Genomic DNA, 12,894 nt, shown 5'->3' on the forward strand with positions numbered 1-12,894 from the left:
GCGAGAATCGGGCTCGCCAAACCAACCAGGGGGTTGAAATGCGTAACTATCTTCTTGGAACGGCCGGCATGGCGATCGCCATGGCGGTGGTGTCGCCTGCGTCTGCGCAGGAAACCACTTCGTCCATCCGCGGCAGCGTGAACTCGGCCGGCACGCCGGTCGCCGGCGCTTCGATCACCGTCACCCACACGCCGTCGGGCACGGTGTCGACGGCGACGACGGACGCCGCCGGTACGTTCAACGTCACCGCGCTGCGCGTCGGCGGCCCCTTCACTGTCGCCATCTCGGCGCCGGGCTATTCCAACGCCACCGTCACCGACATCTTCACCGTCGTCGGCCAGCCGTTCAGCCTGCCGGTGGAGCTCGCCAGCGCCGGTCAGGAGATCGTCGTCACCGCCTCGTCGATCGGCGCGCGTACCGTCAGCCAGGGCCCGCAGACCGTCCTCACCACGGCCGACATCGCCAATGTCGCCACGATCAACCGCGACATCCGCGACCTGATGCGCCGCGATCCGTTCGCGCGTCTCGACGACACCCCCTCGGGCGGCCGCGCCATCTCCTTCGCCGGCCAGAATGCCCGCTTCAACCGCTTCACGGTGGACGGCGTGCCGATCACCGACAATTTCGGCCTCAATCCAGACGGTCTGCCGAGCCGCCGCTCGCCGATCCCGCTCGACGCCATCGGCCAGTTCCAGACCAAGGTCGCGCCCTATGACGTGCGCGAAGGCAATTTCCAGGGCGGCACGATCAACGTCGTGCTCCGTTCCGGCACCAATGATTTCCAGGGCACCGGCTTCTTCTCCTATTCGTCGGACGAACTGACCGGCAAGAAGACCAAGGCCGGTCCGGGCGTGCCGACCGGCCGCGTCGTCCAGCCGAATTTCGAGATCAAGAATTACGGCGCCGAGCTGTCCGGCCCGATCATCAAGGACAAGCTGTTCTTCATGGTCGCCGGCGAACGCATCCGCGCCCCACGCCCGATCGCCGAAGGTCCCGGCGACAACAATGCCGGCACGGCCATTCCGACGCTCTCCCAGGCCCAGGTCGACAAGATCAGCGGCATCGCCAAGTCGAAGTACGGGTATGACACCGGCGGCGTCGTCAGCAGCAATGGCGACAAAGACGACCGGCTGGTCGCCAAGATCGACGCCAACCTCACCGAGAAGCACCGCGCCTCGCTGACCTTCACCTACGCCAAGGACTCGATCGTCCTCACCAACAACACGGTGGCGACGCCGAGCGCGCCGTCGCTGGGTCTCGCGTCCAACGCCTATCTGCAGGGCAACAAGCTCTACACCGGCGTCGCCCAGGTCAATTCCGAGTGGAGCGACAGCTTCTCCACCGAGGTCCGCGGCTTCTACAAGGACTATACCCGCATCCAGGACCCGCTGATGGGCCGCGGCTTCGCCGAGATGCGCGTCTGCACGGCGCAAGACTCCGATCGCAACAATCCCGGCGCGGCCGGCAGCGGCGCGTCCACCACGTGCGCCCCGGGCTCGGCGGTGGTCGCGTTCGGCCCCGACGTCTCACGCCAGACCAACGCGCTCCATACCGAAACCTTCGGCGGTATGGTCCAGGGCCGGCTGAACGTCGCCGAGCACGACATCCGCCTGTTCACGGAGTTCCAGTACACGAAGGTGTTCAACGCCTTCCTGAGCAGCTCCAACCCGCGTGGCGGCACCAGCGGCACCTATTATTTCGACTCCATCACCGACTTCCAGGCCGGCAACGCCCAGCGCTTCGGCTATACCAACGCGGTGCCGACGGCGAACCCGGACGATGCCTCGGCCCGCTTCGCCTATGCCAGCTACGTGTTCGGCATCCAGGATACCTGGCGCATCAACGACATGCTGACCGTGTCCTATGGCGGCCGCTACGACCTTTACGGCAGCAAGAGCCGCGCCGCGATCAACCCGGCCTTCACCAGCCGCTACGGCTTCCCGAACAACGAGTTCATCAGCGGCCGGGGCATCTTCCAGCCGCGCCTGGGCATCGAGTTCAAGCCCGATCGTCGCCTGTCGGTACGCGGCGGCGTCGGCATCTTCTCCGGCGGCATGCCCGACGTCTACACCTCGAACAGCTTCTCCAACACCGGCATCCTGTCGAATACCATCGACATCAGACAGGAGAATAACGGCAGCTACACCGGCAATTCGACCTTCCCGGCGGGCTTCCAGCCGCAGGCGATCCTGACCAACGTCAACGGCGCGGCGATCCCCGCGACTGCCAACCAGTATCTCGTCGGCGGCGTTTCGGCGGCGGCGACCAACGCCGTCGATCCGAAGTTCAAGGTGCCGTCCCAGTGGCGCGGCACCCTGTCGGCGGATTACGACCTCAATCTCGGCGCGCTCGGCGATCACTGGGATATCGGCGGCGACCTGTTCTACTCCAAGGTTCGCAACCAGGTGTTCTTCAAGGACATCCGCCTGACGCCACTCGCGTCGACGACGCCGGACGGCCGCGTCCGCTACGGCTCGCTGACCACGTTCAGCGACACGCTGAACGACATCCTGCTCACCAACACCAGCAAGGGCCGCAGCTACGTCGCCGTCGCCCGCATCCGCAAGGCATGGGATTTCGGCCTCGAGGCGGGCGTCAGCTACACCTACCAGAACATCAAGGACCAGACCCCGGCGACCTCGTCGACGGCCGGCTCCAACTACGCCAACGGCGCGTTCCTGGACGGCAATCTCGCCGCCTACGGCACGTCGAACGACGAGGTGAGGCACAACTTCAAGTACGACGTCACCTTCGAGCGCGCCTTCTTCGGCGACTACAAGACGACCATCGCCCTGTTCGGCGAAACGCGCATCGGCCGTCCGTACAGCTACACCTTCCAGGATACGTCGAGCGGCCGCTCGGCCCTGTTCGGCACCACCGGCTCGACGGCGCGCTATCTGATCTACGTGCCGAGCGGCATCGACGATCCGCGCGTGTCCTATGACTCGGCGGCGACCGCCTCGGCGCTGGATGCGTTCTTCAAGTCCTCGGGTCTTGCCAAATATCGCGGCCGGATCGCGCCGCGTAACGCCTTCAACTCCAGGTGGTTCACGCGCATCGACCTGCACTTCGCGCAGGAGGTCCCGACCTTCCTCGGCCGCTCGCGGATCACCTTGTTCGCTGACGTGGAGAACTTCACCAACCTGCTCAACAGCAAGTGGGGCCAGATCCGCGAATACGCCTTCCCCTATACCTCGGTGGCGGCGCGCGTGCAGTGCCTGGTAACCCCGGCCGCGACCGGCACGCCCGGCACCGTCGCCACCAACACGTCGCAGGCGTGCGGCCAGTATCGCTACAGCATGCCCAACGCGACGCCGAGCGACACGATCTACAGCAACCAGTCGCTCTACGCGATCCGCGTCGGCGCCCGCTTCACCTTCTAGGAACCGGGCCGAGACAGAAAAAGGCGGCATCCCGATGGGGTGCCGCCTTTTTCTTTGGATGCGCACCGGTATCGGCGGCTGCTTCCCGACAGGCTCGAAGCGATCGGGCGGGGTGATCAGGCGTCACCAGCCTCGGGGGGAAACGGGAAAGAGGCGCGCAGCCCTATCGCGCGGCGCGCAGCACCGCGCTCACGCCCACCGCGCGCGGCTCATAGTCGACGCTGGAACGCAGCTGCGCCGCCATGCTGCCGATCAGCTTCGTGCCGAGGCCGGTGCCCTTGATCTCGCCGTCCTGCATGCCGCGGCCGTCATCCTGCACGCACAGCCGGAAATGATCCTCCCCGTCGGCGGCGAACTCGATCCTCACCGCGCCGGAGCAATCCTCCGCATAGGCATATTTGCAGGCGTTGCTGACCAGTTCGGTGACGATGATGCCCACCGCCACCGCCTTGTCGGTAGCGAGCCGGATCGGATCGGCCTCGAGGGTCAGCGAGCGCGGCGCGGCGCTCGTCGACCAGGTCGCGGCGAGCTCGTCGATCAGCGAGCCGAGATAGTCCTTCATGTCCACCACCTCGACCGAATCCGAGGTGTAGAGCCGCTTGTGGACCTGGGCGATCGCCTGAATGCGCTGCTGCGTGTCGGCGAGCACCGCGCGGGCGGCCTCGTCGGCCACCTCGCGCGACTGGAGATGGACGAAGGCCGAGGCGAGCTGGAGGCTATTGGCGACACGATGGTTGACCTCGTGCAGCAGCGACTGAAGCCGCTCGTTGCTCTCCCTCAGCCGCTCTTCCGCGCGGTCGCGCTCGTTGCGCAGGCGGACGGTCTCCAATCCCTGCTCGACGGCGCGCGCCAGCAGGTCGAAGAAATCGTCGCTGACCGATTTCACCACATAGTCGATGGCGCCGGCCTTGAGCGCGGCGACCGCGATGCGGCTCTCCTCCGATCCGGTGACGTAGATGACCGGCGGCGTCTCCGGCAGCTCGCGCAGGGCCGCAAGCGTCGCCAGTCCGTCCTGGCCGGGCATGTAATGATCGACCGCGACGAGGTCGAAGCGCGTCTCGGCGGCCTTGGCCACCCCTTCGGCGCCGCTGGCGGCCAGCTCCACGCGGAAGCCCCGCCGCTCCAGCGCGCGGCGGGTCAGCCGGCGCAGGCCTTCATCATCGTCAATGTAAAGGATTGCGGGCTTGTCCGTCATCATTCCTCGATGTCGGGAACCTGGATGACGGACAGGAACAGGCCGAGCTGGCGGATAGCGTCCGCGAAGCTCTCATAATTCACCGGCTTGGTGATGTAGACGTTGCAGCCGAGATCATAGCAACGCTGGATCTCCAGCTTGTCGTCGGTCGTCGTCAGCACCACCACTGGCGCGCGCCGAAGCGGGCCGTCGCTCTTCAGTCGGGCGAGGATGTCGGTGCCGCTCATGTCCGGCAGGTTGAGGTCGAGCAGGATCAGCGCCGGGCCGTTATGCGCGGGGCCAACCGGATCCTCGTAGAGAAACTCCAGCGCCGAGGTGCCGTCGGTGAAATGACGAATGTCGTTGAAGATGCCGGCGCGGCGGATGTTCTTCTCGATCAGGCGGGCATGGCCTTCATCGTCCTCGATCATGACGATGCTGACGGGCTGATGCGTGTTCATGCAAGCTTTCCTTGTTCGCCGGCAAACACCGCCGGCAGGTTCACGCGGAACGTCGCGCCTTCCCCCAGACGCGAGTCTATCGCGATCGTACCGCCAATCCGGTAAGCCAGAGCGCGCACATGCGCTAGCCCGATCCCCTCGCCGGGCTGGTCCTGCACACCGGAACGCCGGAAAAGATCGAAAATGCGCTCATGATCGCGGGGATCGACACCACGACCGTTATCCGCCACCTCGAACGTCACCCGCGGCCCGTCGCGCCGGCCCCTGATCTCGATCAGCCCCGGCCGGCCGGGTTTGAGATATTTGACGGCGTTCTCGACAAGGTTCGACAGGATCTGCTCGATCGCCAGCCGATCGCAGACGATCTGCGGCAAGGGCTCGTCGACCCTGATCTCGGCGCCGAGTTCCAAGACGCGATGCTGGAGCGATCCGGCGATGGCATGGGCCATCGCCGTCATGTCCAGCGCCTCCGGCGTCATCGTCCGCCGGCCCTCGCGGGACAGGCGCAGGATGGCGTTGATCAGGCGGTCCATCTTCTGGGTGGACGTGCGGATGAAGGCGATCGCCTCGGGCAGCTCCTCGCATGCCGCCTCGCGCGCCTCGACGGTGAGCACCTCCGGGGCCTGCGCCTCGACCGTCTCGATGAGCGTGGTGATGGTGCGCGTCGCCGCTTCCAGCTCGGCGGTGAAGCCCATCACGTTGACCAGTGGCGATCGCAGGTCGTGGCTGACGATATAGGCGAAGCGCTGGATCTCGTCATTGGCGCGCTGCAGATCCACGGTGCGCTCGCGCACGGCATCCTCCAGCCCCTCGTTGAGCTTGCGCAGCTGATCGCGCGACGACATCAGCGCCAGCGTGTAGCGCCGGATCACCCACAATGAGCCCACCGCCACCGCTGCCAACATCACCCCTGTCAGCACCAGTGTGACGTAGAACCATGTGACCGCGCCCTGTCGCTGGCTTTCGCGCGTCGCCAGCAGGCGCCGCTCCGCCTCGAGCATCCGGTCGCTCATCTGCACCACGGCCGCCGATGCGACCTGCCGGCGCGCTTCGACCTCGGGGCTGCGATCGCTCCTCGCGGAGAGCGAAAGGCTCATCAGCGCATCAAGCGCGCGCGCGCTTTCACGCAGCCGGCCGACGTTGGCCTGCTGTTCCGGATTATCGGCGGTGAGCCGCGCCACACGCTGGATCGAGCGATCGAGCAGGCGTGTGGAGGCGACATATTGATCGCGCATCGTCGGCGACAGATTGAGCAGCGCGCCGCGGCGCGCGCTGCGCATCTGCTCCAGGGCCAGACGAATGCCGGCGAGCTCGCGCTCCACCTGGTAGGTGTGCGAAATCCAGTTCGCCCGCTCCTGGCTGCGCGACATGGCGATGCCCGCGACGCCGACCGCGAGCAGCACCGCCGCGAATCCGGCCAGCATGAGCAACAGCACGGTGCGGCCGAAACGTGCCTCGGCAAGGCTTTGCGGTGTCTCGGTCGTGCTGGCCACGAGCGCACTCGTAGTCGGCGAAACCCCGAGCGCCAATAACCTATCGCAATCCCGCCGCCGCTCGCCGGTCGGCATGACCAGCCGATTGCGCCATTCCGGTTCTAGGCAGACGGCCACTGATCGCCGTCGCGGCGCTCCGCTGCGCCGGTTTCACCCCGGCCCCGCAGGGGGCGACGGATCATTCCGGCGGGGATGGGATGCTGGTGCTGCCGGCGAGGATTGAACTCGCGACCTCAGCCTTACCAAGGATGCGCTCTACCACTGAGCTACGGCAGCATCGCCAGCATGGACGACCACGCAATTGCGCGGTGGGCGGCGCTATGAAGAAGGATAGGCCGAGCGTCAAGGCTTGGGCTAAGGCAAAGCGATGACGAAGGATGAACGCGAACGGAGGCTGGCCGAAGCGCTGCGGGCCAACCTGCGCCGCCGCAAGGCACAGGCGCGGGAGGCGGAAGCGGAGCCGCCTCCCAAGCCGGAGCCCCCGCCGGAACGGACCTGAGCGCTATGCCGCGCCGCTGTCACCCCGAACCTGTCGCCGGCCCAGTGCGCCAGGCTCGGCAGCGCGTGGCTGTGTGGATGCTGCAACAGTTCGGCATGATCGCGAATTGGTCAGTCGCCGATCGGCGCGGTGACAGCATCCAGCCATTGCCGCGTCTCCTCCGGCAGCAGCGGGCCGATGCGCGCCCGGACGTCGGCATGATAATCGTCGAGCCAGGCGCGCTCCATCTCGTTCAGCAGGCCCGGCGCGATCAGCGCGCGGTCGATCGGCGCAAAGGTGAGCGTTTCAAACCCGAGTACCGGCTTCTCCTGCCCATCCACAGGCCGATCCACCACCAGCACCAGATTCTCGATGCGGATGCCATATTCCCCCGCCTTGTAATAGCCGGGCTCGTTGGAGAGGATCATGCCGGCGCGCAGCGGCTCGTCTCCGCCGGATTGGCTTGAGCCGGCCGGCGAAATGCGCTGCGGCCCCTCATGTACGGACAGGAAGGCGCCGACGCCGTGGCCGGTGCCATGTGCGTAATCAAGCCCCGCCGCCCACAGATATTGGCGGGCGAGACTGTCCAGCTGCGAGCCGCGCGTCCCGGCCGGGAAGCGGGCGGTGGCAATGGCGATATGGCCTTTCAGCACCCGGGTGAAGCGGTCCTTCATTTCGTCGCTGGGCGTGCCGACGATGATCGTGCGCGTCACGTCGGTGGTGCCGTCCTGATATTGGCCGCCGGAATCGACGAGATAAATTTCGTCCAGCCGGAGCGGCAGGTCGCTTGCCTCGCTCACCCGGTAATGCGGGATGGCGGCGTGCGGGCCGGCGGCGGAGATGGTGTCGAAGCTGAGGTCGCGCAGCAGCCGCGTCTCGTCACGAAGCTCGCGGAGCCTGGCGGCGGCGGACAGCTCCGTCAGCCCGCCCTTCGGCGCCTCGATCGACAGCCAGTGGAGAAAGCGGACCAGGGCCGCACCGTCGCGGGCCTGCGCTGCCTTGTGGCCGGCGATCTCGGCCGGGTTCTTGATCGCCTTGGGCAGCACGGTCGGGTCGCGCTCGGCGCGGATCTGCGCGCCGCCTGCCGCCAGCGCCTCGAAGATCGCGGCCACGGCGCGCTCCGGATCGACCATCACCGTCTTGCCGGCCAGCGCCTCCAGCGCCGCCGGGAAGGCGGCACGGTTGGCGATGCGCACCGCATTGCCGAGATGCTGGCGAACATCGTCGCCAATCTTGGCGGCATCTACGAACAGGTCCGCCGTCCCGTCGGCGTGGACGATGGCATAGGCGAGCGCGACCGGCGTGCGATCGACATCAGCGCCGCGCACGTTGAACGCCCAGGCGATCGAATCGAGCGCGGACAACACGGTGGCGTCGGCGCCGGCCTTGCCCAGCCATTCGGCGATATCCTGCCGCTTCTCGGCGGCGCTGCGGCCGGCGAGCGCGTCCGGATGCACGATCAGGCGGGCGTCGGACGGCGCCGGATGGTCCGGCCAGACGGCGTCGATCGGATTGGTCTCCACCGCGACCAGCTCCGCGCCCTTGCCGGCGAGAGCGGCGCGGGCCGCCTCCACCCAGCCGCGCGTGTGCAGCCACGGGTCATAGCCGATGCGCGCGCCGGCGGCAGCATTGGCCTCCAGCCATTTGGCGATGCTGGTGTCGGGCACGGACTGGTATTGCCAGTGCCGGCTGTCGACCTGCTCTCGCACCTGGAGGGTATAGCGTCCATCGACGAAGATCGCCGCATCCTCGGGCAGCACCACCGCCGAGCCGGCCGAGCCCTCGAACCCGGTCAGCCACGCCAGGCGCTGCGCATAGGCGCCGACATATTCGGACATATGCTCGTCGGTGAGCGGCACGACGAAGCCGTCGAGGCGGCGCCGTGCCAGTTCGGCGCGCAATGCCTTGAGGCGATCTTCATAGGTGGACATGGGGCAAGCCTTGCGATCAGGGAATGTGGCGCCAAGATAGGCGGCCGCCGCCATCGGCAACAAGGGGCCGGCACAAGGGGAAGTCCATGCGCCGCCTGATCCTGCCCTTCGCCTTCCTCGCCACCACAGCACAGGCCGCCATGATCGACATCTCCAAGCTCCCCGCGCCCCCCGTCGCCGCCGTCCGCCCGCATGAGACGACCGCGCATGGCGTGACCATCGCCGACCCCTATTTCTGGCTGAAGGATCAGGGCTATCCCAAGGTCGATGATGTCGAGGTGCTCGATTATCTGAAGGCCGAGAATGGCTATTTCGAAGCAGCGATGAAGCCGGTCCGGCCGCTCGTCGATCGCCTGTTCGCGGAGATGAAGGGCCGCATCCAGGAAGATGATTCGGGCGTGCCGCAACAGGATGGCGACTGGATCTATCGCTGGGCGTTCGCCGCCGGGGGCCAGTATCGCGTCTGGTATCGCAGGCCCGTCGCCGGCGGCACCGAGGCGATCGTGCTCGACGAACCCAAAGAGGCGGCGGGCAAGGAGTATTTCAAGCTCGGCACGCTCGCCGTCAGCCCCGATGGCCGCCTGGCGGCGTGGTCGGCCGACGATAATGGCTCGGAGCGCTTCACGCTGCGCATCCGCGATCTTGCCACCGGGCAGGACATCGAGACGGTGTCCGCCGTCACCAACGGCGCGGTGGCGTGGAGCGCCGACTCCACCGCGCTGCTCTACACCGAGGTCAACGAGAATTGGCGCAGCTACCGCGCCCTCCTCCACCGCCTCGGCACCGATGCCAAGGCGGACAAGGTCGTTTACGAGGAGACGCAGAACCCCGGCTTCCAGATCGGCGTCGGCAGCACCCAGGATCGGCAATGGCTGATCGTCGCCACCGGGGACAATTCCTCCGACGAAGTCCGCCTGATCCCGGCCGACCGGCCCGAGGCCGAGCCGATCATCGTCAGCCCGCGCAAGGAGAAGCGCAAATATTCGGTCGACGCCGCCCACGGGAAGCTGTGGGTGCTGACCAATGACGAGCACATCAATTTCCGCCTCGCCGAGGCGGACCCGACCCGGCCGGGCGAGTGGAGCACCGTCATTCCCGGCTCGGACCATGTCTATCTGACCGGCGTCACCAGCTTCGCGAAACATCTTGTCGTCAGCGAGCGGGTCGACGGCCTCGATCAGATCATCCTGCGCAGTTATGACGGAGGACGGGAAGAGCGCGTCCCCTTCGCCGAGGCGAGCTATGCCGCGGGCCTCGCCAGCAACCCGGAATATGATCCGCCGGCCTATCGCCTCGCCTATACCTCGATGGTCACGCCGGCGACGGTCTATGATTATGATCCGGCCACCGGCCAGCTCGCCACGCTGAAGGTGCAGAAAATCCCGTCCGGCTATGACGCCGGCCAATATGTCACCGAGCGGGTGATGGTGCCGGCGCGCGACGGCAAGCGCATCCCGGTGTCGATCCTGATGCGGAAGGGCTTTGTGAAGGACGGCAAGGCGCCGCTCTATCTCTACGCCTATGGCGCCTATGGCTACGCCATCCAGCCGACCTTCAACGCCAATTGGCTGAGCTTTGCGGATCGCGGCTATGCGGTGGCGATCGCCCATATCCGCGGCGGCGACGAGATGGGCTATGGCTGGTATCTCGACGGCACCGCGAAGAACCGCTGGAACACGTTCCGCGATTTCGTCGACGCGGCGAAAGGGCTGGTGGCGGAGGGCTACACCTCGGCCGGCCGCATCGGCATCCAGGGCGGATCGGCGGGCGGCGAGCTGATGGGCGTCGTCGCCAATACCGATCCCAAGCTGTGGGGGGCGATCGTCGCCGATGTGCCGTTCGTCGACGTGCTCAACACCATGCAGGACGAGAGCCTGCCGCTGACCCCGGGCGAATGGCCGGAATGGGGCAATCCGATCACCGACAAGGACGCCTTCGCGCTGCTCCGCTCCTACTCGCCCTATGACAATGTCACGGCGCAGGCCTATCCGCCGATGCTGATCACCGGCGGCCTCAACGATCCACGCGTGACCTATTGGGAGCCGGCCAAATGGGCCGCCCGCCTGCGTGCCACCAAGACGGATCGCAACCCGCTGCTTCTCAAGATCAATATGGGCGCCGGCCATGGCGGCAAGACCGGCCGCTACGTGGCGCTGGAGGAGCGGGCGGAAGCCTATGGCTTCATCATCAGCCAGCTCGGCTATGGAGCGGCGGCGGCGCCGGGCGTGAAGGAGGGAGATGACGGCCGGTAGCCTCGTCCTCCCTCAAAGCGGGAGAAGGCCGAGGCATCAGATCCCGTCCGTCACCGGCGCGAACCCGGCCGCCGCCAGCCCCCGGGCGAGGGCGGCCGCGCAGGCGTCGAGCAGCGCTTCGTCGCTCGATCTCACGACGAAATTCGCCCCCACCCGCCCCTCGCGGAAGAAGGGATAGCTGCCGATCTGGCAGCCGGGATGGGCGCGCTCCGTCTCGCTCAGCAAATCCGCGACCTCGCTCTCCGCCACCCAGCAGCCGATGGTGCGGCTGATCAGCGGCCGGCCGCCTTCGAGCGTGCCGGTCAGCGCTTCCAGCATCATGCCGGCGATGTGCGGCACGCCGGCAAGGATGAAGACGTTGCCGATGCGGATACCCGGCGCGCCCGACATGCGATTCTCGATCAGCGTCGCCCCTTCGGGCACGCGAGCCATGCGCAGCCGCGCCTCGGTGAGCCCGCCGCGCGCCGCATAATAATCCTCCAGCACCGCGCGCGCCCGCGGATGGACGATCACCGGCACGCCGAGCGCGGCGGCGATCGCGTCGACGGTGATGTCGTCATGGGTCGGCCCGATGCCGCCGGTGGTGAACAGATAGTCATGGGCGGCGCGTAGCGCGTTCACGGCCCCGCCGATCGCCTCGGCGACGTCGGGCACCACGCGCACCTCGGCGAGGCGGATGCCCTGCACGTTCAGCCACAGAGCGATTTGGGCGATGTTGCGATCCTGCGTGCGGCCGGACAGAATCTCGTCGCCGATGACGATCAGGGCGGCGGTCCAGATACGATCTTCAGCCATGGCGCTGTCATAGACACCTGCGAGCCCGCTCGCAAAGCGGGGTGGAGGGCGCTATATGAGGGTCATGACCAATTATGTCTTCGCCGCCGACGACGCCGTGGCCGAGCGCACGGGCGCCATCAAGCTTCACGGGCCGGAGGGCTTTGCCGGGATGCGCGCCGCGGGCCGGCTTGCCGCCCAAGTGCTGGATGCGCTCGTCCCCCATGTCGTGCCGGGCGTCACCACCGGCGAACTCGACGATCTCGTGCGCGAGCATATGCTTCGCGAGGGCGGCCTGCCGGCCACGCTCAATTATCGCGGCTATTCGAAGAGCTGCTGCATCTCGATCAACCATGTCGTCTGTCATGGCATCCCCAGCGATCGGGTGCTCAAGGAAGGCGACATCGCCAATATCGACGTCACCGTCATCCTGGACGGCTGGCATGGCGACACCAGCCGCATGTTCCTGATCGGCGACGTGCCGTTGAAGGCGCGCAAGCTGGTCGAGGTCACCTATGAGGCGATGATGCGCGGGATTGCCCAGGCGAAGCCCGGGAACCGCATGGGCGATGTCGCCCACGCCATCCAGAGCTTTGCCGAGCAGTTCCGCTACGGCGTGGTGCGCGACTTTTGCGGCCATGGCCTCGGCCGGCTGTTCCACGATGCGCCGGAAGTCGTGCATGCCGGCAAGCCCGGCACCGGGCCGGAGCTGAAGCCCGGCATGTTCTTCACGATCGAGCCGATGATCAACATCGGCCGCCCGGACGTGAAAGTGCTCGACGATGGCTGGACGGCGGTGACGCGCGACCGCTCGCTCTCCGCCCAGTTCGAGCATTCGGTCGGCATCACCGAGGATGGCTGCGAGATCTTCACGAGGAGCCCCGCCGGCCTCGATTGCCCGCCTTACGCCTGAGCCAGGACGACACAGGCTGGCGAGCGCACTTTCAA

9 protein-coding genes and 1 tRNA gene are annotated in these 12,894 nt (G+C 66.9%); 4 read left to right on the plus strand and 6 right to left on the minus strand.

The window, feature by feature from the left end; translation table 11 throughout:
* Positions 1 to 38 precede the first annotated feature (38 nt).
* Positions 39 to 3,383: a TonB-dependent receptor gene (locus KOF26_RS01740; protein ID WP_216318998.1), complete on the plus strand. Its 3,345-nt coding sequence runs from the start codon at positions 39 to 41 to the stop codon at positions 3,381 to 3,383.
* Between the two features lie 163 nt (positions 3,384 to 3,546).
* On the opposite strand, the gene KOF26_RS01745 is transcribed toward KOF26_RS01740, so the two are convergent.
* The 4 genes from KOF26_RS01745 to KOF26_RS01760 all read right to left on the minus strand — a co-directional run bounded on the left by KOF26_RS01745 (position 3,547) and on the right by KOF26_RS01760 (position 6,787).
* Positions 3,547 to 4,578, minus strand: coding sequence for a sensor histidine kinase (locus KOF26_RS01745; RefSeq protein WP_253200950.1), 1,032 nt, complete (start codon positions 4,576 to 4,578; stop codon positions 3,547 to 3,549).
* Positions 4,578 to 5,018, minus strand: coding sequence for a response regulator (locus tag KOF26_RS01750; RefSeq protein WP_216319006.1), 441 nt, complete (start codon positions 5,016 to 5,018; stop codon positions 4,578 to 4,580). The genes KOF26_RS01745 and KOF26_RS01750 overlap by 1 nt, the downstream gene beginning before the upstream one ends.
* The gene (locus tag KOF26_RS01755; protein ID WP_363181591.1) at positions 5,015 to 6,511 is read right to left on the minus strand and encodes a sensor histidine kinase; all 1,497 of its coding nucleotides are present in this window, start codon (positions 6,509 to 6,511) and stop codon (positions 5,015 to 5,017) included. Before KOF26_RS01755 ends, KOF26_RS01750 begins: the two co-directional genes overlap by 4 nt.
* A 201-nt stretch (positions 6,512 to 6,712) precedes the next feature.
* Positions 6,713 to 6,787, minus strand: a tRNA-Thr gene (locus KOF26_RS01760).
* 91 nt (positions 6,788 to 6,878) lie between these two features.
* On the opposite strand from KOF26_RS01760, the gene KOF26_RS17260 reads away from it, so the two are divergent.
* Entirely contained in the window at positions 6,879 to 7,010 is a 132-nt protein-coding gene (locus KOF26_RS17260; RefSeq protein WP_301183102.1) for a hypothetical protein, read from the plus strand.
* 110 nt (positions 7,011 to 7,120) lie between these two features.
* On the opposite strand, the gene KOF26_RS01765 is transcribed toward KOF26_RS17260, so the two are convergent.
* On the minus strand, positions 7,121 to 8,920 hold the full coding sequence (locus KOF26_RS01765) for an aminopeptidase P family protein (RefSeq protein ID WP_216319013.1): 1,800 nt from the start codon (positions 8,918 to 8,920) through the stop codon (positions 7,121 to 7,123).
* Positions 8,921 to 9,060: 140 nt separating this feature from the next.
* Here KOF26_RS01765 and KOF26_RS01770 point away from each other — a divergent pair, with 140 nt between their 5' ends.
* The gene (locus KOF26_RS01770; RefSeq protein WP_216319918.1) at positions 9,061 to 11,172 is read left to right on the plus strand and encodes a S9 family peptidase; all 2,112 of its coding nucleotides are present in this window, start codon (positions 9,061 to 9,063) and stop codon (positions 11,170 to 11,172) included.
* 36 nt (positions 11,173 to 11,208) lie between these two features.
* Here the strand turns inward: KOF26_RS01770 and KOF26_RS01775 are convergent, their stop codons facing one another.
* Positions 11,209 to 11,967, minus strand: coding sequence for a competence/damage-inducible protein A (locus tag KOF26_RS01775; protein ID WP_216319016.1), 759 nt, complete (start codon positions 11,965 to 11,967; stop codon positions 11,209 to 11,211).
* Positions 11,968 to 12,031: 64 nt separating this feature from the next.
* Between KOF26_RS01775 and map the strand changes: the two genes are divergently transcribed.
* Positions 12,032 to 12,859 (plus strand): type I methionyl aminopeptidase, encoded by an 828-nt coding sequence (gene map / locus KOF26_RS01780; RefSeq protein ID WP_216319018.1) that lies wholly within the window; start codon positions 12,032 to 12,034, stop codon positions 12,857 to 12,859.
* Positions 12,860 to 12,894 lie beyond the last annotated feature (35 nt).

Source organism: Sphingomonas quercus (genome assembly GCF_018863195.1).
Classification (GTDB): Bacteria; Pseudomonadota; Alphaproteobacteria; order Sphingomonadales; family Sphingomonadaceae; genus Solisphingomonas; species Solisphingomonas quercus.

Coding starts and splice junctions, on each gene's coding strand:
- KOF26_RS01740 (WP_216318998.1), top strand. CDS start 39: ATGCGTAACTATCTTCTTGGAACGGCCGGCATGGCGATCGCCATGGCG.
- KOF26_RS01745 (WP_253200950.1), bottom strand. CDS start 4,578: ATGACGGACAAGCCCGCAATCCTTTACATTGACGATGATGAAGGCCTG.
- KOF26_RS01750 (WP_216319006.1), bottom strand. CDS start 5,018: ATGAACACGCATCAGCCCGTCAGCATCGTCATGATCGAGGACGATGAA.
- KOF26_RS17260 (WP_301183102.1), top strand. CDS start 6,879: ATGACGAAGGATGAACGCGAACGGAGGCTGGCCGAAGCGCTGCGGGCC.
- KOF26_RS01765 (WP_216319013.1), bottom strand. CDS start 8,920: ATGTCCACCTATGAAGATCGCCTCAAGGCATTGCGCGCCGAACTGGCA.
- KOF26_RS01770 (WP_216319918.1), top strand. CDS start 9,061: ATGATCGACATCTCCAAGCTCCCCGCGCCCCCCGTCGCCGCCGTCCGC.
- KOF26_RS01775 (WP_216319016.1), bottom strand. CDS start 11,967: ATGGCTGAAGATCGTATCTGGACCGCCGCCCTGATCGTCATCGGCGAC.
- map (WP_216319018.1), top strand. CDS start 12,032: ATGACCAATTATGTCTTCGCCGCCGACGACGCCGTGGCCGAGCGCACG.